This is a genomic window from Paraburkholderia phenazinium (assembly GCF_900100735.1).
Classification (GTDB): domain Bacteria; phylum Pseudomonadota; class Gammaproteobacteria; order Burkholderiales; family Burkholderiaceae; genus Paraburkholderia; species Paraburkholderia phenazinia.
The window spans coordinates 59,925-82,482 of the sequence record NZ_FNCJ01000002.1 but is presented as its reverse complement, the minus strand read 5'-3'; the positions used below and the strand labels follow the sequence as shown (position 1 = coordinate 82,482).

Annotated in this window: 13 protein-coding genes; 6 read left to right on the top strand and 7 right to left on the bottom strand. The window is 57.9% G+C overall.

Translation table 11 applies throughout. The features are described 5' to 3' along the window. The first annotated feature begins 18 nt into the window (after positions 1-18). Positions 19-921 (top strand): LysR family transcriptional regulator, encoded by a 903-nt coding sequence (locus BLQ92_RS04210; RefSeq protein ID WP_090682013.1) that lies wholly within the window; start codon positions 19-21, stop codon positions 919-921. Here the strand turns inward: BLQ92_RS04210 and BLQ92_RS41335 are convergent. Next, positions 891-1,082: a type 2 periplasmic-binding domain-containing protein gene (locus tag BLQ92_RS41335; RefSeq protein WP_425194939.1), complete on the bottom strand. Its 192-nt coding sequence runs from the start codon at positions 1,080-1,082 to the stop codon at positions 891-893. The genes BLQ92_RS04210 and BLQ92_RS41335 overlap by 31 nt on opposite strands. 42 nt (positions 1,083-1,124) lie before the next feature. Here BLQ92_RS41335 and BLQ92_RS40390 point away from each other — a divergent pair, with 42 nt between their 5' ends. Continuing rightward, entirely contained in the window at positions 1,125-1,316 is a 192-nt protein-coding gene (locus BLQ92_RS40390) for a cupin domain-containing protein (RefSeq protein ID WP_208449372.1), read from the top strand. A gap of 65 nt (positions 1,317-1,381) precedes the next feature. On the opposite strand, the gene BLQ92_RS04200 is transcribed toward BLQ92_RS40390, so the two are convergent. From BLQ92_RS04200 to BLQ92_RS04190, 3 genes are all read right to left on the bottom strand, one after another. Beyond that, the gene (locus tag BLQ92_RS04200) at positions 1,382-2,185 is read right to left on the bottom strand and encodes a hypothetical protein (protein WP_090682010.1); all 804 of its coding nucleotides are present in this window, start codon (positions 2,183-2,185) and stop codon (positions 1,382-1,384) included. A 14-nt stretch (positions 2,186-2,199) separates the two neighbouring features. Further along, positions 2,200-3,465, bottom strand: a complete 1,266-nt coding sequence (locus tag BLQ92_RS04195) for an oligosaccharide flippase family protein (RefSeq protein WP_090682910.1) — start codon at positions 3,463-3,465, stop codon at positions 2,200-2,202. A gap of 158 nt (positions 3,466-3,623) precedes the next feature. Next, positions 3,624-4,544, bottom strand: coding sequence for a LysR family transcriptional regulator (locus BLQ92_RS04190; protein WP_090682009.1), 921 nt, complete (start codon positions 4,542-4,544; stop codon positions 3,624-3,626). 135 nt (positions 4,545-4,679) lie between these two features. Here BLQ92_RS04190 and BLQ92_RS04185 point away from each other — a divergent pair, with 135 nt between their 5' ends. Continuing rightward, complete coding sequence (locus BLQ92_RS04185; RefSeq protein ID WP_090682908.1) at positions 4,680-5,453, top strand: SDR family oxidoreductase; 774 nt, start codon at positions 4,680-4,682, stop codon at positions 5,451-5,453. 860 nt (positions 5,454-6,313) lie between these two features. Beyond that, positions 6,314-9,061 (top strand): TonB-dependent receptor, encoded by a 2,748-nt coding sequence (locus tag BLQ92_RS04180; RefSeq protein ID WP_090682007.1) that lies wholly within the window; start codon positions 6,314-6,316, stop codon positions 9,059-9,061. Between the two features lie 98 nt (positions 9,062-9,159). Here BLQ92_RS04180 and BLQ92_RS04175 read toward each other — a convergent pair whose 3' ends face one another. After that, positions 9,160-10,896 (bottom strand): ATP-binding cassette domain-containing protein, encoded by a 1,737-nt coding sequence (locus BLQ92_RS04175; protein ID WP_090682005.1) that lies wholly within the window; start codon positions 10,894-10,896, stop codon positions 9,160-9,162. 2,269 nt (positions 10,897-13,165) lie between these two features. Here BLQ92_RS04175 and BLQ92_RS04170 point away from each other — a divergent pair. Continuing rightward, entirely contained in the window at positions 13,166-19,135 is a 5,970-nt protein-coding gene (locus BLQ92_RS04170; RefSeq protein WP_090682003.1) for a DUF3320 domain-containing protein, read from the top strand. 100 nt (positions 19,136-19,235) lie between these two features. Here BLQ92_RS04170 and BLQ92_RS04165 read toward each other — a convergent pair whose 3' ends face one another. Together BLQ92_RS04165 and BLQ92_RS04160 are read right to left on the bottom strand one after the other, a co-directional pair. Further along, complete coding sequence (locus BLQ92_RS04165; RefSeq protein ID WP_090682001.1) at positions 19,236-20,429, bottom strand: phytanoyl-CoA dioxygenase family protein; 1,194 nt, start codon at positions 20,427-20,429, stop codon at positions 19,236-19,238. A gap of 93 nt (positions 20,430-20,522) precedes the next feature. Beyond that, positions 20,523-21,563, bottom strand: a complete 1,041-nt coding sequence (locus tag BLQ92_RS04160; RefSeq protein ID WP_090681999.1) for a sensor domain-containing diguanylate cyclase — start codon at positions 21,561-21,563, stop codon at positions 20,523-20,525. A 332-nt stretch (positions 21,564-21,895) separates the two neighbouring features. Between BLQ92_RS04160 and BLQ92_RS04155 the strand changes: the two genes are divergently transcribed. Beyond that, complete coding sequence (locus BLQ92_RS04155) at positions 21,896-22,516, top strand: LysE family translocator (protein ID WP_090681998.1); 621 nt, start codon at positions 21,896-21,898, stop codon at positions 22,514-22,516. Positions 22,517-22,558: the final 42 nt, after the last annotated feature.

The following is a 22,558-nucleotide window of genomic DNA, read 5'->3' as shown; positions in this document are numbered from 1 at the left end:
ATATCATAACTTTCCGATATGAATAGATTTGATATCTCTGCCGTCGATCTGAACCTGCTGAAGATCTTTGAAGCGTTGTTCGAAGAGGGAGGGGCCAGCCGGGCGGCGATTCGTCTGGACATGACCCAGTCTGCCGTCAGCGCGTCTTTGCGGCGCCTGCGCGAGGTCTATTCCGACACGCTGTTCGTGCGCACCGGCCGCGGTCTGGCGCCGACGTCGCGGGCGCGCGAACTCAAGCCCGTGATCAGCGAGGCACTGGACAAGTGCAGGCAAAGCCTGGCCATCGCTTCACCTGATGCAACCACCTTCCATGGCCGTGCCGTATCGATCGGACTCTCCGACGACTTTGAGCTGGCCTTGGGGCAACGGATCATCGACATGGTGGAACGTCGCGCCCCCGGGCTGCGGATCATTTTCCGGCAAACGTACAGTCAGATCGTGAGCGACGCACTGGCCAACCAGGAAATGGATCTGGCAGTCGCTGCGGGTGGCTTTGCCGCTCGGGGTCTCAGTCACAAAGTACTCGGCGAGGGAAGCTATGCGTGCCTGATAGACGGCGCGAGTGACAGCCCCCAAGGTCTGACGCTCGACGAATTTGTGTCGAGGGGACATGTTCTGGTTTCGTCGGGCGGCGTGGTTGGGATCGTCGACGAGGCCCTGGCGGCCCTCGGACTGAAGCGCAATGTCATAGCGTCGACGACGCACTTCGCGGCATTGCCGTTTCTGCTGAAAGGCACGCGAGCGGTGGCGACGATCCCCCTCCATGCGGCCGAAGCGATCGCAAAAATGACGGGACTAAAGCTGCTGGCGTGCCCACTCGACGTGCCGGGCTATCCGATTGAGCTGGGATGGCGCAGCAGTTCGCTGCGGGATGCGGCCGTGGTCAAGGTTCATGCCGCGATAACCGAGTGCTTCTCTTGAGCCACTTTCCGCGCCGGGAATTCACGCATGAAATCAACAAAGCGACGAACTTTCTCCGGAACGTGTGCCGTATTCGGAAACACCGCGTAGACCCCTTGTTGCGGGATCGAATACTCTGGCACGAGCTGGATCAAGCGCTGTTCCCGTAACGCGTTCGCCACGAGCCAATCGGGCAGGATTGCAGCACCGCTAGGTCGCGCGGCGTGGCGACAGCACACCAGATCGTCAATTCGAGCGATCAGGAACTGCGCTACCTCGCGGTCAGCACACAGCAGTCCCCAGAGATTTGCGAGTACCCGGATTCAGGCAAGTATGCGGCGAGGGTCGATGGTCCGGATGGATTCAACGCCATCGGCTTTAGCGGCAAAAGCACGGACTACTGGGACGGCGAATAATCCGTCAATGCGTGCTTCGAGCCGCACCTGCGCGGTATGTCAAGTGGGCGGCGCCGGGCGATGAGTCAGGGGGCCGCCCCAAAAATTGCCTTATAAGTTCTTTTGACAATGGGCAAAAGCGGTTTTGGGGTTAGCTTGACGGCACATTCTTTTATCAGGGAAATCGCTCGCGGCTCGGGAAACATGTTGTCTTGCACCCATTTGCCATCGAACTGGAACAACAGCTCGGGATAGTCGATGTATCGCTGGTCAATGTTCAATTCGCCTACCAGATCGTCTCGGACAAAAATGAGGTTTCCGGTGTGGCAAACCAGCGTATAGCCTTTCTTTTTCGCTACGTTACACGTGGCGGAAAAGGTGTTCCCTTTGGTTTTTTCGCTATGCCTCCACACTATTCCGGGCGGCACACTCGAGTTGATTTCAATAACGACTACCTTTGGCGTGTAGTTTTTCAAAGACTCCCATACGTCGCAGTCGTACGAGTCAATGTCGATTGAGAGCAGCGCAAATTCCGCCGGAATCGCCGTTTTACCGAGAATGGAGTCCAGCGAAAGCTCGTCGCCAGCGAAGCGCGCCACAAACGCATTGACGGGTGTGATCTTCGGATAGCGCCTGGCTGTGTTCAGGAGGTCGCCGTATCTTTTGTTATCACCCTCAATATAAACGGCGTTCCATCCTCGCTCCACAAGATGGAACGTGTTGCTGAGATGTATGCCGTCCCACGCACCAAATTCTACGCACCAGTTGTCTGCGTCAGCGCTGACATTCAAGCGTTTGTGGATTTCAGCGATTACGCCGTCCTCGCCATTCTGTGAATGGACGTTGGACTGGTACCGGTTGAAAGGCAGGTCGTTGATGGTTGGCGTCATTTCTACCCCTCCCACTATTGAGGAATCAGCTTCATAGGAACCCTCGTCGTCCGGTAGGCCATCCACGTCGCAGCGGAGCTCAGGCCCACCGTCATCGCCCAGGCAATGCCCGTCACACCCCAGAAGTGGGTAGCCGGCGGCACACACACGAGCAACACGACGACATCGATCGCCGACGCCTGCGTCGTCGCCTTCGCGTCGCCGACCGCGCGCAGATACGACACGAGTACCGCGATCAACGCGCCAATCGCCATGTTGATCACGAAGATCTTGAAGAGCGGCACAGCGGGCAGCCACGCCGGTCCGAGGATCAGCGAGAACAGCAGTGGCGCGGCAAGCCGCAGCACGACGACCACCACCGCAAGGCCCAGTGCGATTACACCGATATAGCGCCTGAAAAGGCGTGCAGAGGCTTGCGGATCGGCGCGATGACGTGCGGCGAACGTCGGGAACAGGTACTGGGACATCGCGATTGCCGCGTCGGCGAGCAGCATTTGCGCGAGCCGCGACGACATCTGGTACGCGCCCAGTTGCGCCGGTCCCAACAGTTTGCCGACCATTACCTTGTCGAACTGGTTGAGCACCAGATTGACGACACTGCCCGCCCAGATCCAACGGCTGAAGTTGATGTAATGACCGATGCCCGACCAGCGTAGACGAATCGGCGGACGCGGCTTCATCGTCGCCCACGTCAGCGTGGTCTTCAGCGATTCGCCAACTATCATCCCGATCAGCAACGAAACTGCGCCCGCTCCGGCGAGGGCCAACGTGAGACCGGTGCAGCAATCGAGGAAGGCCGCCGACACCTCGATGCACGCCACATGCTGAAAGCGCCGCTCGCGCTGCACGACGTAATACGAGGGTGACGCGATGCCGCGCAATAGTGGTAATAGCGCCGCGAGTTGCAGGAGCAGCAGCGCACCGCCCAGATGGAACTGCTTGTTCATCATTGGCGCGATCGCAACGAGCGCTGCGCCGATCAGCAAGCCGCGGGTGGCGAGCGTCGTCCAGACGGAGCCGAGCTCCTCGCGCGTCGGCGCAACCTGCCCTTGAATGACCGCCTGCGACAGCCCGGTATCCGATAGTGCTTCGCCAATCGCAACCGCGAACAGGGCGACGCTTACGCTGCCGATCGCCTCCGGCCCGAGAATCCGGCCGATCATGAGAAATTTCACGGCAACGAGCCCGCGCAACAGCACCTGCTGCAACAGCACCCACGTCGCCGCGCTGGAGCTCAGCCCCGCTCTGACTGAGAACGCCGGTAGTCTCAACGTCCGCAATCTGGATCCCCTTTCTTGCGTTGCGTCGAAATACGCGCGTCGCTCCATGGACGATCACGCATCCGTCCCTCAAGGTAACCCGCGGTGTTCGCCTGCGGACGCCAACTGCCTGTCAGATTCGGCCGGCGCGTGTCGCACCCGCTATCTGGGGAGCGCGCTCAGCCACGTCCACGCGGATTGCGAACAAGTAGCCCTTTCAACAGCGCATCGAGCCAGTCGGCAAACACCTGAACCCTGCGCGACAGATGCTGCCGATGCGGATAGAGCAAGGTCATCGGCATCGGCGCAGCCCGGTGTTCGGGCATCACCTCGATCAATTCGCCGGCACGCAAATGCTGCTCCACGTCATAGGCGGGAATCTGGATCAAGCCAAGTCCTGCCAGGCAGCATGCGATATATGCCTCGGCGCTGTTGACGGTCACGCGGCCCTGCGTCGTCAATGTCTTTACGGTCTCGCCGTCGAGCCATTCCCAAGGCGCAATGCGACCGCTCGATGGCGACGCATACTGAACGACCAGATGGTTTGTCATATCGCCGGGCGTGCGAGGCGTACCGTGCTGGGACAAATAGAGCGGGCTCGCAACATTGATCAGCGGCAGATCGCCAATCGGACGCGCGATCATGCCGGAATCGTTTAGCTTACCTACGCGCAGCACGCAGTCCACGCGCTCTTCGATAAGGTCGATCGCGCGATCGGTCAGGCCGAGCGTGATGTCGATCTTCGGATAGGAAACGAGGAATTCCGGCAGTGCGGGCGCGATGATCAGCCGGCCTATACGGCCCGGCACGTTGACGTGCAACACGCCGCTCGGTCCAACCGACGTGTGCCGGAACAGATTCTCGGTCTCCTCGACATCGGCAATCAAGCGCAGGCAGCGCTCATAGAGCGCGACGCCGTCCTGGGTCGGCGACACCTTACGGGTGGTCCGATGCAGCAATTGGGCGCCTATCCGGCCTTCCAGCTCCTGGATCGCAGCGGATACCGACGAGCGCGGCATGCCGAGGGTGTCCGCCGCGCGTGTGAAATTCGCGCATTCGACCACGCGCGCGAAGACACGGAACAGGTCAATACGATCCATGCCCAGACACCCCTTCCATTGTTCGACCTTCCTGACTAGTGATGTCAGAAACAGTAGATTTAAATGATTTTCCTGGAATATATCATCCAGCAGGATGAGAGGTCGCATAGGGCGGCTTCAACACTGGGGATGGACATGGCAAACCACAGCATCAAAGGCAAAACGGTCATCATTGCGGGCGGCGCGAAAAATCTCGGTGGACTGATTGCGCGGGATCTCGCCGCGCAGGGCGCCAAGGCGGTGGCGATCCACTACAACAGCGCGAGCTCGAAGTCCGCAGCCGACGCGACGCTTGCCGCGATCGAAGCGGCGGGCGCCAAAGCGGTGGCTTTCCAGGCCGATCTGACTTCGGCCGCCGCGGTGGAAAAACTGTTCTCGGATGTCGTCGCCGCTGTTGGCCGTCCCGATATCGCCATCAATACGGTCGGCAAGGTACTGAAGAAGCCATTCGTCGAGATCGCCGAGGCCGAATACGATGAAATGACCGCGGTGAATTCGAAGACTGCGTTCTTCTTTCTCAAAGAGGCAGGCAAGCACGTCAACGACAATGGCAAGATCGTCTCGCTCGTCACGTCGCTGCTCGGGGCGTTCACGCCGTTTTACGCTGCCTATGAGGGCACCAAGGCGCCGGTCGAGCATTTCACGCGCGCGGCGGCGCAGGAATTCGGCGCGCGCGGCATCTCCGTGACGGCCGTCGGTCCCGGGCCCATGGACACGCCATTCTTTTATCCCGCCGAAGGCGCGGACGCGGTGGCTTATCACAAGAGCGCCGCCGCACTCTCGAGGTTCTCCAAGACGGGGTTGACCGACATCGAGGATGTGGTGCCGTTCATCCGCCATCTGGTCAGCGACGGGTGGTGGATTACGGGGCAGACGATTCTGATCAACGGCGGTTATACAACCAAATAAGCGACCAACTAAGCGGCCACGCCGCGCATCGCTCTCTCTGCCAGGCCGAAAACAATGTTTACATTTTAATTTCTATTGTATTACACTTAGCCTCACTTATCTCCCCGATAAGTACACACTTGTGAGTTCTCGACCTGCCGCCATCCCTTGGGCGAGCAGGTCTTTTTTTGCCCCACCACCCCGCCTGGCTGCAGACACCACACCCTCTTTGTGCAGCCGCCAGCAGAAGCGCACGAACTGCCGCCACTGACACAGTGGGTCAATACTAGTAAAAACCCTAGCCGCAAAGAAATTACGTAAACCCCACATTTTTTTTACTCTGCTCAAACAAATTTTGACGAAACAATTCTGTGCTGATATGTTTCCGTACACGAAATGAAAGACATCCGTCACCTTCTCTTTCGAACAACAAAGTAGAACGTTTCGCAAGTAGATGCAGGGCGCGGTTGCGGAAGCTAGGCAGCGGGGGATTCAAAGACGTTTCTTTGCCAGTTGAGGCGAGCCGGCACCCCCGTCCGCTCGCGCATTGCCGGCAGCGCTGGGATTGTGGAAGTTCTTGTTTTCGCTGTACTAATTAACAAGATGCTCGAGCGGAAATTGAACCGGGTGAGATGCCAGGCGTGATTGGCAGTTTGAAATAGCAACCCGGACACTCTCTTGACCAAGGGGCGCCTCCAATCTTCTTAATTAGTATAACTACCTAGTTTTTGAATTCACTATGAATCAACGACCTTGGTGATCGTTGTTCGGGTTCGAGGACAAACGGAGCATTCGAATCCAGGCGGTGGGGTACCGCAAACGAAGAGGCTTGCCAGGTCTTTTCGTATAACAACTTGGCGTTAGCGGCGAGAGAGATAAGTATGAAAAAAAAGGTTTTAGGTTCGGCCATTCGAAAAATAGTCTGGGCCGAAATGGCTTTGACGGCTGCGGTGGGCACCTCCGCATTCGCTCAGAGCCAGCCGCCAGCAGCGGGGGCTGCGGCGGCGCCATCCACCACCAAGGTCGCACAGGCAAGCACGCCTGACAGTACCGCGACGCCGACTACCGATTCCGATTCGGCCGTCAAAGGGGGCGTCAAGCAGCTCAAGAAGTTTGAGGTTACGGGTTCGCTTATCCGCACGTCGGACAAGGTCGGCAATACCGAAGTTCAAACCATTACGGCGAAGGATATCCAGCAAAGCGGCTACACCACCGTGTCCGATTTTCTGCGCAGTACCTCTGCCAATTCGGCCAGCAGCTGGGGGCAGTCCACGATGGCCAGTTCAGCGCCGGGCGGAGCTGGTATCGCGCTGCGCGGCTTGAGCGAAAAGTACACGCTGGTGCTGATAGACGGGCAACGTGTCGCCAACTACGCAGAAGCGGTGAACTTCACCGACACCTTCTTCGACATCAACACGATTCCGCTCAACATGGTCGATCACATCGACATCGTGAAGACGGGTGCGGTGTCGATTTACGGTTCCGATGCAATCGCCGGTGTGGTCAACATCATTACCAGGAAGAATTTCCAGGGTCTGCAGCTCGATACCCAACTGGGCAAGGCGCAGCACCCCGGCAATGGCCAGGGCAGCTTCAGCGTGCTCGGCGGCTTCGGCGATCTCAACTCCGATCGCTTCAACGTCACGGCCGCGGCAAGCTACTATCGGGACAGCGGGTCGACGCTTGCCGATCGCGACATGACGTCGTCGCAGGATTTCACGCAGTATTCGGGCGGCAAGGCAGCGCCGTTTGGTCCGGGCCAGCAGTCGTTCTGGGGCACCCCTGGTGGCAACACGGCACTTAGCCCCTGTCCGCCGGGCAGCACCGCAGCGAACACCAATGGCAAGTCGTGCACGTACAACGTCGCTGCCGGCACCTCTCTGACACCGGCCGTCACACGCTGGAATGGGAAGGTTCGCGGTACCTTCCGGCTTGACGACGACACGGAAGCGTATGCCGGCTTCTGGGTGAGCCGGGATGAAACCGTGCAGTTGGTGGGCCCCGCCGCGCTCACCGCTAATACGAACGTGTTCAACCCTGCCACAGGCTCAGTCGCACCGCTTTCGCGGACTGTGCCGGCGTCGAATCCGTTCAACCCGTTTGGCGTGCCGACGCCGATCAATTTGGCATTCCCGAACAACGTCGGCGTGTCCGACACCGTATCGACGTTCTGGATGGCTTCGACCGGCATCAAGGGCTCGTTCAACACGTCCAGGCTGGGGAACTGGGATTGGTCGGCCGACTACGGCCATTCGCAGAGCACGGTTGATACGACGTACTCGAACCGCCTGAACGTGGCGGGCGTCGAGAGCATGTTGATGAACGGCACGTACAACTTCGCAAATCCCGGTTCGACGCCTAATGGTCTGAACGGCGTCTTCACCGATGACAATCAACAAGCGATTGCGAAGGTCGATAGCGTGACCGCCAAAACCTCGACGGCGAACCTGTTCACGCTGCCCACCGGTAATGTCGGTTTGGGCTTCGGTACGGAATTCCGTCACGAGTCGTCGGTCATCAACCCGCAGACCCTGGCCGCGCAGGGCATCTCGGCACCGGCGAACGTGCAGACCGTCGACAGCTCGCGCAATGTAGCAGCAGCGTTCTATCAGGTCGATATTCCGATCCTCAAAAACCTGACGTTCACGCAAGCGAGCCGCTACGACCACTACAGCGACTTCGGCGGCGCCTTCTCGCCGAGCTTCGCACTGCGCTTCCAGCCGGTGCGCATGCTGACGACCTTCGCCTCGTACAGCCGCGGCTTCCGCGCGCCGACCGGCGTCGAGAACTCGCAGGCGGTCTATCTCGGCCACCAGAACCTGGTCGATCCGTATGATCCGAGCGGCGTGCCGACCAAGCACTTCACGACCGAGCAGACCACCGGCAATCCGAATCTGCAGCCTGAGCACACGAAGAACTACAACATCGGCTTCCAGTTGTCGCCCGATGCGACCACCGATATCGGTGCGGCGTTCTACAAAGTGCACATCGACGGTGTGATCGGGACCGCAGATCCAAACGCGGTACTGCAAGCGAACAATCCGTCGACGGTGGTTCGCAATCCGGACGGCACGATCCGCTATATCGTGCAGCCGTTCGTCAACCTCGGCTCGCTCGACACCGACGGCTTCGACATGAACTTCCGCAAGGCGCTGCGTACGACCTACGGTACGTTCACGCTGACCGGCGACTGGGCTTATATGTGGCACTTCAAGCTTCGCAGCCCGGGTTCGGCGCCGCAGGACTTCGCGGGTAACAACCTCGCCTTCCTGCAACCGTTCGGCGCAAGCGATCCGCGTTGGAAGGGCAATACGACACTAGCCTGGGATTTCCACAACCTGACGACCTCGCTGACCTGGCAATACACCGGTCCGTACACCAACGCCGTAGCAGCGGAGTTCGGAGATGGCGGAACGGGTTCGGTGGCGTCGTATAGCCAGTTCAATCTGATGGCGAGCTATCGCGGGATCAAGCACTGGACCATCTATGGTGGTATTTCGAACCTGTTCGATCGCAAGCCGCCGTTTGACGTCGAGTGGCAGGCTTCGCCGGATATCACCGGGTACGATCAGTCGCTGTACACGGACCTGGGACGGTTCTTCCAGGTTGGGGCGACGTACCGGTTTTGATGGCTTAGCTGAACGAGTAACGACTGAGTTGTAATTTGAAGGTGCGCCGCTTCCTGTGAGGGATCGCAGGAAGCGGCGCAGGCCCGTTCGCCCACGTCTTAAAGCCCAAGCACCTGTTCCAGTTGCAACATCTCTTGCCGCCACTCGTGCTGCAAGTGCGGTTTCTGATGTTTCGGCTTACGTGCCAGGTCCGTCGCTAGCATGGCCTCCAGTTGACACCAACGCTGCCATTGCACCTCAGCGTCGCTAACACTACCGCTATTAGCGGATTGCTCACCGGAGTGCTTCGTTACGAGCGAAACAGGTCCGGATACAACCGTGTCACGCGCCGTGAACAAGTTCTGGTAGGCACTCTCTGCATCCAGCCATTCCTGCAGACACCCGTTATTGATCACCCAGAAGCGATTGCAAGTGCCCTCGATCAACTCACGGTCGTGCGAAACCAATATGAAGCCGCCCTCGAACGCAGCCAGCGCCGCACCCAGTTCGCGCTTGCCCTCCATGTCCAGGTGATTGGTCGGTTCGTCGAGCCACAACAGGTGATAGCTGGCCATGGAGAGTGCCAGCAACAGCAGACGCGCCCGCTCGCCGCCGCTCAAGGTGGCCACGGTCAGGCCGTGGCGTGGATAGGCAAACCCCGCGGAAATCAGAGCCTGGCGCCGCTCTCTGTCGCCGATGCGGGCGAACTTATATAACGCATCAGGTAGCGTTGCGTCGTCGGACAGTTGATGCAACGACTGATCGTAATATGCGATCCGCGCCGCAGGATGATAACGCCAGCCATCGCGTGCCTCACCCTCTTGAACGTCGCTCCAGCACTGGCGCAGCAATGATGACTTGCCCGTGCCGTTGCTACCTAGCAGCGCGACCTTGTCGCCTGGCCGCAGCCACAAGTCATTGACCTGAAACAGTGGCGCTTGTTCTGGCTGAGCGCGTACCTGAAGATCTTCGAATGCCAACAGACGGTCTGCCGCCAGTGCACTCCCCTGCAGTTTCAAGCGCCACGGGCTGCCACGGCTAACGAAGGTTTGATCGTCTTTCAGCTTGTCGACGCGCCTTTGTATCGACTTGGCCTGGCGCAACAATTTTTCATTGTCGTGCTCGCGCCCCCAGATGGCGAGGCGCTTGCTGCTGAGGGCCAGCCGGTCGATCTCCTTTTGCTCACCGGCATGGCGTGCCTGCGCCGCCGCGTCGGCATCGGCCAACGCAGCCAAAGCCCGGCTGCACGGCATATCGAAACTGTATAGGCGCTGATCGCGCAGGATCCAGCTCTTCTCGCTGAGCGTATCCAGAAGTCGCGGATCATGCGATACCAGAATGAAGCCGCCCTGCCAACGGCGCAGGAAGTCCTCCAGCCACAGTAGCGAGGGTAGATCCAGGTGGTTACTCGGTTCGTCCAGCAACAGCAGATTCGGCTCGCGGAGTACGGCACGCCCCAACAGCAAACGGGTATGTTGACCGCCGCTCAAGCTGGACACCGGCGTGTCGGCCGCCTCGGGTAAGCCCAGTTCGTCCAGCAGGCTATCTACCCGCCAATGCTGCGCCGGTTGCTCGCTCACCGCCTCCAGCAAGGCCTCGCGTGCTGTCAGACCGGCAAGTCTTGGCGGCAGATGCTGCTCGACGTGTTGCAGGCGGCATAGCCCCGCATACTGCACGCTGCCAACACTGGGCTCGCGGCTGTTTGCCAATACATCGAGCAGACTGCTCTTGCCGCAGCCGTTGTGGCCGATCAGGCCAATGCGGTCGCCGAGTTTTACAGTAAAAGAAAGATCCTGGAACAGCGGGCCATGGCCGGTTTCTAGTTGCAGGGAAAGTGCGGAAATCAGGGTTGTCATGCTCTTGCTCTCGTTTTTTGGGGACGTGTTTGTCCCTGTCAACAGGAGCGCTGGCGACAACAATGGAGTCGAGAAAGGACTCAGGAATGTGGAGTGGGCTTTGCTCTGACCAGGTTATCGCAGCGCGATGGAACTCGGGCAAGAGCAGGCAAATGTGCTGAACAAGCGTGCCGACATCAGTCGGCGCACAAGCAGAACCATATTTACCTCCTTTTTAAAAAGAATTGGATTGAGAGCGGAAGTGTAAATCGGTTTGGGTTGGGCAGACAAGTTAGTGGGTTAATGGCTCTCAGTTTGACGACACACGTTGGGGTTAGCAACGAGCGTCCGGGCGACAAAAAAGCTTTATACCGACGGCAAGATAATTGGCCATCCGTGCGCTCGCCACCAACGGCCGTTGGTGGCGGCCAACTGGCGACTCCGATAACAACGAGGCGCGACTCCTGACATGCGTTATCAATCAAAAGCCTCGAAGCGATCCTTAGAGCCAGCTCAAACGCTTCTGGTAAGGCATGCGTTGCACTCCCCAGGCCCCGGGGGCTCCGAGATCAAAACCCCGCGTTGACGCCGTCCGAAACCTTTGCGTTGACAAACTTTATCGCACCTTCTCAGGATATCGTGCCGGCCAACAACCTCTTTTGCTCTGGCAGCTCCGGCAACATCGCCAGTAGGAGAAGTGCATTCACCAAGGATTGTAGACTTCTCAGAACTTCCTCGACATTATGAACTCTTTGATCGGAGATCAGCGGCGCGATCTTTTCAGCCTCCATCGAAGGTATTGTATGATGCATCCACAAACTCCATTGACACTTCGCAAACAAAATGCCCAGCATCACAGATTACAAAAATGCAATTTCGAGGGCATGTTATCGCCTTTCTCACCCAGAAGTTCCAGCCGCTTTTCTTGCCATTGTCGGCGGATCATGCGCACTAACATCAATCACTTGTACCTCGACCAATTCAATAGCGGGGTGGATTGGGTATATCTTTATATCGTCGATAATTGGATTTTCGTTCTCACTGATGCTTTACTGCCTTGTTTACTTTCCAAAGGCATCAAATCCAGAGCCAGACTCGAACGATTTATATCACTTCACGAGTAAGAAAGGCGCCGAATCAATACTTGAAAGCGGGTTAATAAGAGGGCGGGCTGATGGGCGTGTCTACCTCGTTGCCAGGCGCGAACATTCGAATTACGGAGTACTTTCTTCCAATGAGGAAAAACGTTGCTTTGTTCTGGTCAATGGGGCCCACAACTCCTCAGATGTGTCACTTATACAGGGCGGACGATATACCTACGATGGCTGGAAACACCGGAACGGGGAGTGGAGAACCATAAAATACGGTGACATCGCGATTTCGAACCCACGATCGCTAATGGAACAACGCAATTTTATAGAAGTTGACTGGGTGTTCGTCGAGCACACGGGCTGCCTCCATGCGCTTAGTGCGTTGAGATACCGAGGTCGGATTTTTGCTATGCAGCCATTTATTTGGATGCCATCCTTAGTTGTATCACTTTTAATTGGAATTCGGATAGATGGACCAATCGGGAAATTTATTTTTCTGACAACAATAATAATATCTGCACTATTTTTATCAATCTTTATTCTTTGGTTTCTTCTTCAATACAAAATCGATAATTACGCCCGCAAAAAATAAAATCCTCTGTTATTTTTCCTCGACGACAATCGTTCAAGCTTCACTGTTGCGGGGATTCTGGTAGACCTGCGACGTTCTGAGCACTTAGAAAGTGCTGACCTACACCATCTCTGCTTGAGTGCCGGGATTTCGGCGCACTGTGCTACCCCGCCAACGTATTCCATGCCTTGCTTACAAGCTTCGGCTGGTTGTTGTGGGTCGCATGCAGCATCTCCCCATTATTGCGGTCAAACGCTAGATCTAAGAAAAGTTGTCTTTGGCACGCCTATAAATCAATGATTTGGACGTCTTTTCCGAAACGGATCGATAGAGCTGGTCTCAAAGAGGTGTCCTTGGGTGACAAAATTCTCGAAAAAGTCATCCTTGGAAAATTTGCCCAACAACGTCGAGGTAGCCGCAGCTTTCCCTCGGCTCTCCAGCGTCGCCGCTCTCAAGCTAGCCCCAAGGGTTTCCGCTGATGCCCAAGCGCGAGAACTCCTTCACGCGTCGCCTAGAATGGTTCTGCCAGTGTGGTCACTGACCACATACGGTCTTCCAGAGGACGCGCACATTTCACCGCTAAAATACAGAAAACACTTAAAAATGTAAGAACACTAACGAGGGGCCAATGAATAGCCAACAAGAGCAGGAAACGGGGGCGGCGAACAACCCGCAAGAGTTGGACCAAACAAACAGTAATGCGGAGCCAGAAGCTCCCAACACTCTCCTCTTGGAGATCGAAGCAGACCCGACGCTTGGCTACGCCTCGATCCAGAATTCCGTGCCGGTAGTACGCGCATTGCGCGTTACCAGCCGCTTCAAGACACATCTAGACGATGTCGAGATCTTGATCAACTGCAATCCACGGTTTGCCCAAAGCACAAAGCTTCGGTTTGCAAAGCTCGCGCCGGATGAAAGCAGGCGCATTTCTCCACTGGATTTGGCGCCCGACCACAGCTACCTGGCCGATCTCCAAGAAGCAGTAACTGCATCGATCACGGTGGTTGCCCAAACGGGAGATACCGAACTGGCTCGCGTCAGCCAGATCGTTGAGGTGCTCGCCTATGACCAATGGGCGGGTACGCGAGCACTGCCTGAATTGCTGGCGGCCTTTTCGATGCCGAACAATCCCGCTATCGACATCCTCATCGGCAAAGCGTCGAAGCTGCTTCGCGACCAGCATAATGACCTGTCGATGAATGGGTATCAATCCAAGACTCGCGACGTGGTCTGGAAACAGGTCTCGGCAATCTACAGCACGCTTGCCGCTGAAAATTTCCAATACTCGGAGCCACCCGCCTCATTCGGCGTTGATGGACAGAAGATCCGCACACCGGACCGCATTCTCGAGAGTCGAGTGGCGACGTGCCTCGATTTGGCTATGCTCTTCTCCTCCTGCATGGAGCAGGCCGGATTGCGACCGGTCATCCTGATCAAGGATGGTCACGCGTGGGTCGGGGTGTGGCTGCACCAAGCCTGCTTCCCCGACCCGCTCACAGACGACGTTCAGGCTGTGCGCAAGCGCGTGGACAGCGGTGAGTTCCTTGTGTTCGAGACCACTGGAATTGCGCAACATCCGAGTCACCGCCCCTCCCTACGAATCGCGCTGGAGCAAGGATCGGCGCACCTTCTGGGAGAAGGTACTTTCCGCTACGCGGTGGACATTCATCGTGCCCGCGAGCTTCAAATCAAACCACTGCCTTCCAGGGTGACAGGTATCAAGCGCTCAGAGATGGACGAAGCCGAGGCTCCCGAGGCGATCGAACCGACACCGCAACTCCCACCGCTCGATCCTGAATTTCTCACCCCGTTGGACATTGGAGCAGACGAAACGCCCGAAGGTCGGCTCTCAAAATGGAAAGCACGGCTGCTTGACCTGACGCTTCGCAATCGCTTGCTCAACTTCAAGACGACCAAATCGACCCTACAACTGGTCGCCCCGGATCTGGGCAAACTAGAGGACGCCATCGCCGACGGCATCGAGTTTCGCGTTCGCCCCTTGCCCAACCTGATGGAGGGCAAGGATCCACGTATGGCCGAGGTTCACGCCAGCCGCGGTGGCCGCACACCGCTGGACGACATGGCGCTCGAGGCCCTCAGCAACAATGAACTCATCGCCCGGGTGGCTCAGGAGGCGCTGGACGGCAATTTGCTGACCATCTTCAGCGCTGCGCGCACAGGGCTAGAGGAAGGGGGAGCCAATACCCTTTACCTCGCCCTAGGCATGCTGCAATGGACCGAGACCGAAAGCGCCGAATCGGTGCATCAGGCGCCTATCCTCCTCGTCCCCGTTTCTCTGCAGCGGCAATCGGTACGAACCGGATTCAGACTCAGTCGGCACGACGACGAGACAATCATCAATCCGACACTGCTCCAAATGCTGCGCACGAACTTTGAGATGCGCGTCCCCGGGTTGGACGTCGTACCGACGGACAGCAAGGGCGTAGACGTCGGAAAAGTATTGCAAGCCTTCCGGCTGGCCATACGCGAGATCCCCAAATGGGAGGTGGTCGAGCACGCCCACCTCGGTATCTTCTCGTTTACGAAGTATCTGATGTGGAAAGACCTTCAGGACCGAACGGAGCAGCTCAAAGCAAATCGGGTAGTGAAGCACCTGATAGACAACCCTGGGCAGGCCTTCGAAAAGGACGAGACCGACGAGCGCTTTGACCGGCTCGACGAAACTCACAAGCCGCAAGATCTTTTCACGCCCATGCTTTCGGATTCGTCGCAGCTCAAGGCCATCTGCATCGTCGACTCTGGGCGAGATCTGGTCCTCGAAGGGCCGCCAGGAACTGGCAAGAGCCAGACCATCACGAATCTCATCGCCCATCTGCTGGCAAAGGGCAAGACGGTGCTTTTTGTGTCCGAGAAGATGGCAGCCCTGGAAGTCGTGCATCGCCGACTAGCAAGCATCGGATTGGGACCGTTCTGTCTTGAGCTGCATTCATCCAAGACACGCAAGTCCGAAGTGCTACAACAACTCGGCAACGCTCTGGACTTCAACGGTCAGCGAACAGGTGAAGAATGGGCACGGGAAGCCGAGCGCCTTGGACAGCTTCGCCAAGATCTTAATCACCTTGTGGAGTCACTGCACCGTTCGCATCGTAATGGGCTGACGGTCTATCAAGCCATTGGGACATGCATTCAGCACACAGGCGAAGACGCCTCTCCCATGCCGTGGGCGGACCCATCGACTCACGGTTACAACGAACTTGAGAACCTGCGTGAAACTGCCAAGCGGATGACGACCCTATCCAGCGCGCTTGTTGCGCTGCATGGCCATCCACTTGAGCATGTCGGCAAAATCGAATGGACTCCAACCTGGCAAGATAATCTATTAGCGGCCACCCAAGCTCTCGAGCATGCCGTTCATGTGTTCAAGGGAAGCGCTACCGAAACCGAAAGTGTGGTGGGATCACCGACCTCGGGTCTAAGCCTTGAAGGCTACGAGAGACTCGACCGACTAGTGGATATATTGCTGGGTGCGCCGCAGGTTCCGCTAGGCGTCGCCGTCCGCGCACACGACGCAGACTCCCGAATAAAACTTCAGTCGCTTGCCCGTCACGGGAGGGCTCGCAATGAACATTGGAACAAGCTTGACACTGGTTGGGCCGAGCAGTTGTCCGAGCTCAGCAGCAAATCACTCAAAGAAGAATGGACGCGAGCCACAAGCACTTGGTGGCCGAAATCGGTCTTGGACAAACGAGCTACCCGCGGAAAATTGGCAAGCTACCGGTCCGATGGGAAACGCCCGACCGACGAAGCCGTCGTGGCGATGCTCCCTCACCTAGCCGGGGTGAACGCGGAAGATGAGCAACTCCAGACACTTAAGATCGAGGCTCAGCAACTTCTGCAGGACACGTTCAACGGTGTGAAGACCAACTGGGACCAGGTATCGCGGCACGAACAATGGGCGCAGAGCTTCTCTGATGCCGCCACCCTGGTTGCAGGAGACTCGGAGGCAGCGGCGCAACTGCGAACCCGACTACAGGCACTTGTGGTAGACAACCGTGCCTTGCTTCAGCCGGGTGCCACATTGGGTCGGACGCTACTGGCCTATCGAGACAGTTGGCGCGAACTGCGCGCTCAACTCACAACAGTGGAATCGTTGTCTCAGCCTACGAGGCCACTGCAGGGTCCGTCTGATGCCAGCGGCGCACTGGAGCGTATTTCGGACGTGACGGCCAGGTGGCATCGCGCGAAGAGCCAATTTATGTCGTGGTGTCTGTGGCGACAGGTGCGCGAGCAAGCCATGCACCTGGGACTACAGGGTTTAGTGACATCGCTAGAAAGCGGCCGTGTTCCACTTGATCGAGTTGTGGAGCATTTCGAGTTCAGCTACGAGAACTGGTGGGTCAAAAAGGTCATTGACAACGATCCGACACTGCGTACCTTCTCGAGTGCCGACCACGAGCGCAAGATCCATGAATTCCGACAATCAGATGAACAGTTTCAAAGGTTGACTGCCCAATACGTCGCCGCGACGCTCGCAGGCAAGGTTCCGAGTGCCAAGGGGATGGTCATCAGTTCCGAAAGTGAACTTGGTCTGTTACGGCGTGAGTTGCAAAAGAAGACTCGCCATACTCCGGTGCGCCAGCTGATGCATGGCCTTCCGACGCTACTGCCCAAATTGAAGCCCTGCCTGTTGATGTCGCCATTGTCAGTCGCCCAATACCTGGATGCCGGCCATGCACAGTTCGACGTTGTCGTATTCGATGAAGCCTCGCAAATTCCTGTATGGGATGCTGTTGGCGCTATCGCGCGTGGCAAGCAATTGGTCGTGGTCGGAGACACAAAGCAACTTCCGCCGACTAGCTTTTTCAGCAAATCCGCGGAGATCGATGATGGCGCCGGCGATGATGGCCAGGTAGAAGATCTCGAAAGCATCCTAGACGAGTGCCTGGGTGCTGGAATGAATCGACGGCGCCTGCAGTGGCACTATCGCAGCAGACACGAAAGCCTGATTACGTTCAGCAACGTCACCTACTATGACTCCCAACTCATTACCTTCCCGTCCCCTGTTACGGATGATATAGCGGTACGTCTGGAGTGCGTCGCCGGTGTATATGATCGTGGTGGCAGTCGTACAAATCGAGCGGAAGCCGAGGCAATCATTCGTGGCATTGAACAGCATTTCCTGGACAAGAACCGGCAGCACCTGACTCTGGGTGTCGTGACATTCAATCAACCTCAACAGTCTCTGATCGAGTCGTTGCTGGACGCCCGGCGTCGAAGCAATGCTCAACTGGACAAAGCCGTCTCGGCACAATCGCGAGAGCCTTTGTTCGTCAAGAACTTGGAAAACGTTCAAGGGGATGAGCGCGATGTCATTTTCTTCTCGATCACGTACGGACCGGACGCGGCAGGAAAGATGACTATGAATTTTGGCCCGCTCAATAGCGAAGGCGGTCAGCGCCGGCTCAATGTGGCAGTCTCTCGAGCGCGAGAACAGGTCGTCATATTCAGTACGCTGCGCCCAGAGCAGATCGACCTGTCTCGCGTTCGCGCTGCAGGTGTGCGCGATCTAAAGCACTATCTCGAGTTTGCACTGAAGGGACCCCGTGCCTTACTGGAGCAATCCCTGCCGACTGGCATGGAGCCGGATAGCCCGTTCGAGGTGCAGGTCATCAAAGTGCTGCGAAACCATAACTGGGTCGTGCATCCGCAAGTCGGTTGTTCTGGTTACCGCATCGACATTGGCGTAGTGGATCCGAGAGCACCCGGCCGCTACCTCATCGGTATCGAGTGCGACGGCAGGGCCTATCACTCCGGCGCGACCGCGCGGGATCGAGATCGTCTGCGACAAGTGGTTCTCGAAGGCCTAGGTTGGCAACTGCATCGGATTTGGTCGACTGACTGGTGGCTAAATCCGGAGGTCGAAGTACAGAGTTTACTCGCTCGCCTGAACAAGGAACTCGAAACAGATCCGAACGAGGGTGCGTTGCCAGTTGAAACCCTAGTCGAACCCGCAGAGATAGATGTCGACATTGACAACATCATCTACGCCGCGGATGCGTTGGTCAGCGAATCCGACATCACTGCGGCTGTGCCGAAGTATCAAATGCTTACCCCGCCCGGAGGTCAACCTGATCACTTTTACGACCTTGCCCACAGCCGCAAGTTGACGGACCAATTGATGTTGATCATCGAGGCTGAAGGCCCGGTCCACGAAAGTGTCCTCCACCGCAGGATTGCTAGGGCTTGGGGCTTAGAGCGCACTGGGCCACGAATCGTAGACAGGCTCCGAATGCTGACTCCACATCAGGTTGGCAAAACTTCTGAGGGCGAAGTTACCTTCTACTGGCCAGTGGGCGTAAATCCGCTCGTGTGGGCCGGATTCCGTGAGGCCTCAGAGGATGAGACATCGCGGCGTAGAGTCGATGATGTGTGCCTGCAAGAACTCGGCAACGGCGTATTACACGTCCTGAATCAGGTCGGTAGCGCACCGCAGGTCGACGTTGCGAAATCCGTTTGCCGGCTTATCGGCATGTCCCGTACCCCAGCAGACGCGGAAGCGCGAGTCGGGCTCGCGATCGCCAATCTTTCTTCGAAGGGGCACATCGAAGTGAAGAGCGGCCTGCTCAGACTTCCGTGATATGTCCTCGCCCCGGCCGTGCACCTGTGTGACCTCTATATGAGCGGCTATGAACCGAATCTTCCCGTGCCCACGCCCGGTGCTTTGGCGTGAGCCTACGTCAGGCCCCCCGCTTTACCGCTTGCCGACGCAGGGCTGCGGCAAACGTATCGGCCGCCCATGACTCGCGGAGCGCCCGGGCGAACAACATTTGCTGGCTTTCCGGCGCAAGGCCGCCAACAGGCGGGTCACTATCAAGGTTGGTGGGAAACGGATACCCCTCGGCGCACGATGCAATGACCGCGTCGGCTTCAGCTTCGGTCATCCTTGATGTGGCGAGGTTGTCCAGCAGGACCGGATAGAGGACTTCGCACATTGTTGTGCGATCCAACGATTCCATTGCGCGACCGTAGGCCGAGGAAATCTGCAGCAGATTTGCCATGCGTTGAACGCTTGCCGTCCGGTTCGCCCCTGCCGCATGAAAAAGCGCAGGACTGAAGAAAATCACATCGCCTTTCTCGAGGGACAACTGAACATAGTTTGACTCGAAGTAGTTTCGAAAGTCCTGCCGTCGCCATGCAAGATAGCCCTGCGCGTACCGTTGCGAGAATGGCAGCAGCTTGGTGGGCCCGCTTTCCACGGGCATATCGCTGTGTGCGACAGCACCTTGCAGTGTCAGGAAAGCAGACATGGTATGGACGTGCGCCGGATAGCGCTCGGCCTCCGCTACGGTCTGGAACCCGAGATGGTAGTCACGGTGCGCCTGTTGTGCGTCTCCGCCGGGACGCACGACGTTCACCTGCGAGGTCACCTGAAAGCAGGGGCCGAGCCATGCTTGCGATGCGGCAACCAGCATCGGGTTGGCGTAGTAACGGGCGAATACGGACGGAGCGCGCAAGCAAAGCTTTTGCTGCGCATTCCATATTCTGTCGTTGGCCCCCGCCTTGGCAAAATGATCGGCTGCTTCGCCCCCCGCTTCTCGCTCGGTCTGGATGATGGCCTCGAAGACCGCCGTTGCATCGTCGATCGGCGCGGTGTCGGGAAAGGCGCGCTTCAACACCAGAACACCCGCACCGTGTTCGAGAACGTCCGCCCACTCGATTTGCAGCTCCGTGCGACGCGCCGCATCCTCGAGTACTCGGCTTAACCCGATGCAATCGTAGATCGGCACGTTCTCACGCGTACCGTCTGAGTATTCGGCTCGAACCGCATCGCGATGCTCGTGCAATACGGCGAGAAAGTCGTCAAGCGAGCAATCCTTCTCGCGGTACGGTTTCCGGCGCCCTGTATCCAGGCGGGAGCGTTGCTGGCCCATTTTGTCTCCTGTCGACCAGAGTTAGCGCTTCAGCGCTTACTCTGGTCCCATGCAAAGCGGTCGACCAGATTACTTCTTGGGGCGCCGCGTCGGTCAGCCCTCAGCGAAAACACGCTCGGCGCGCCCTTCTTTTCGAATACGCTTGGCTTCGTACATGGCCTGATCGGCCCGATCGATGAGGGTCGTCATCTCGACACCATCATCGGGCAAAACGGCCGCGCCAACACTGATATCGAGGTCAAGCGCGCGCCCCTCGAACTCGAACGGCCCACGAACCTGCTCGACAATGCGCATACCGAGCCCCTCAGCATCCGCCTTTGAGCTGATACCGGGCAGAATGACGGCGAACTCGTCGCCACCAACACGGGCCACGGTATCCGACCGACGCGCCGTTCGATTCATGCGTACAGCCGCTTCCCTGATCGCCGCGTCGCCCGCGCGATGGCCATAGCGGTCGTTAATGGGCTTCAGGTCGTTGAGGTCGAGGTTGAGAATGCCCAGCGTTCCAGAAGAGCGCTGGGCCAGCTGAATCGCCTGCCGCAGACGGTCGTAAAACAGCGCGCGGTTTGGCAAGCCAGTTAGCGAATCGCGCGTAGCCAGAAGGTAAAGCTCGCTGGTTTCGTGCCTGGAAGCGTGAAACATGGCCGCAGCGATCAGTTCGGACATCAGCTCAAGCGCGCGAATATCGTCGGCACTGAATGCGTTGACCGTTGTGCCCACAACCTTCAGCACACCGACCGTTGTATCCATATGTCTGAGCGGAGTCACGACCATCGAGCGCAGGCCAACGCGCCGACAGGCCTCGCGGTCGACGCGCGGGTCGGTTTCTGAGTCCTCGCATCGCAGGATGTCGCCAGTCTCGACGCACAGGCCAGACAGGCTGCCGTGACGCTTGAGCCGTAAGCCTAGCAAGGTAGCCGCAAGGCCCGAACTCGCGCGGTAGACCATTTCATCGCCCTCGGCAAGCTCGACGACGGCGCCGTCGGCCCCCGTCAGTTGCTGCACCCGTTCGGTGACGAAGTTCATCACGCCGCCAAGATCCAATCCCAGCTTGGCGATCTCCGTCTGCGCCTTCACGATCGCGAGGAGCATCTCACTACTGGGCACGGCGTTGCTAACAATGGTCTCCAACATTCTCTCCGTGGGCGAGTTACCTGGACGGGAGACATTCTACAGGCCAAACAAACTCAGAACCGCTCTGCGCTCGGCAATAGCCGCAGGATCCCCATTGCGGAAATAGTCTGAAGATAATGTGCTTAGTACGGGTATCGGCCCGATATCACCGCAAGGAGCCGTCGTCCTCGGAGGACATCCGGGCCCAGCACCAGGCGCCCCGGCCGGCCGGTTTCGCCGCGTAGAGCACCACGTCCGCGATCTGTACCGGACACCATCGGCAAATCTGTACCGTTACTGTACTGGCCCGGGTCGATAAACTGCGTTAAAACGCATCGACACCGGAGCCACCCATGTCCCTCGAATCTCTGAGCGCGCTGCCCGCCGGCATCCTGTTCGCGCTCGTCACCACTATCACGCCTGGGCCGAACAACACCATGTTGCTTGCCTCGGGCGTCAATTTCGGCTTTCGTCGCACCCTGCCGCATCTGTTCGGCATCAGCGCGGGTGTGGTGTTGCTGATGCTATCGGTCGGCTTCGGGCTCGGTGAGGCGTTTCACCGTTTTCCGGTGCTGTACTCGGTGCTGGAGGTCGCCAGCGTCGCCTACCTGCTGTATCTCGCGTGGAAGATCGGCACGTCCGGCGAAGTGAAACTGCGCAAGGGCGAGCGCCGGCCCATGAAATTCTTCGAGGCTATCGCCTTCCAGTGGGTCAATCCGAAGGCATGGATGATGGTGCTGACTGCGGCCACGACTATTCACGTGAGCGAGAATTTCGGCACCAATGTCATGCTGATGGCCGTGCTGTTTTATGTGATCGGCTTTCCGTGCATCTGCCTGTGGGCGGCTTTTGGCCAGGCGATGCGGCAGGTGCTCACAGACCCGAAGCGGCTACGCATCTTCAACGTGGTAATGGCGCTGCTACTGGTGATGACGCTGTATCCGATTGCCGCTCGTTTGCTGAGCCAGAGCTAATCACGGAAGAGGCCGGTGCAAGCGGCCCCTTCCGTCGTTCCC

Excerpts from the sequence above, each read along its gene's own strand:
- BLQ92_RS04170 (WP_090682003.1), top strand. The coding sequence starts at position 13,166 with ATGAATAGCCAACAAGAGCAGGAAACGGGGGCGGCGAACAACCCGCAA.
- BLQ92_RS04165 (WP_090682001.1), bottom strand. The coding sequence starts at position 20,429 with ATGGGCCAGCAACGCTCCCGCCTGGATACAGGGCGCCGGAAACCGTAC.
- BLQ92_RS04175 (WP_090682005.1), bottom strand. The coding sequence starts at position 10,896 with ATGACAACCCTGATTTCCGCACTTTCCCTGCAACTAGAAACCGGCCAT.
- BLQ92_RS04200 (WP_090682010.1), bottom strand. The coding sequence starts at position 2,185 with ATGACGCCAACCATCAACGACCTGCCTTTCAACCGGTACCAGTCCAAC.
- BLQ92_RS04160 (WP_090681999.1), bottom strand. The coding sequence starts at position 21,563 with ATGTTGGAGACCATTGTTAGCAACGCCGTGCCCAGTAGTGAGATGCTC.
- BLQ92_RS04155 (WP_090681998.1), top strand. The coding sequence starts at position 21,896 with ATGTCCCTCGAATCTCTGAGCGCGCTGCCCGCCGGCATCCTGTTCGCG.
- BLQ92_RS04190 (WP_090682009.1), bottom strand. The coding sequence starts at position 4,544 with ATGGATCGTATTGACCTGTTCCGTGTCTTCGCGCGCGTGGTCGAATGC.
- BLQ92_RS04180 (WP_090682007.1), top strand. The coding sequence starts at position 6,314 with ATGAAAAAAAAGGTTTTAGGTTCGGCCATTCGAAAAATAGTCTGGGCC.
- BLQ92_RS04210 (WP_090682013.1), top strand. The coding sequence starts at position 19 with ATGAATAGATTTGATATCTCTGCCGTCGATCTGAACCTGCTGAAGATC.
- BLQ92_RS04185 (WP_090682908.1), top strand. The coding sequence starts at position 4,680 with ATGGCAAACCACAGCATCAAAGGCAAAACGGTCATCATTGCGGGCGGC.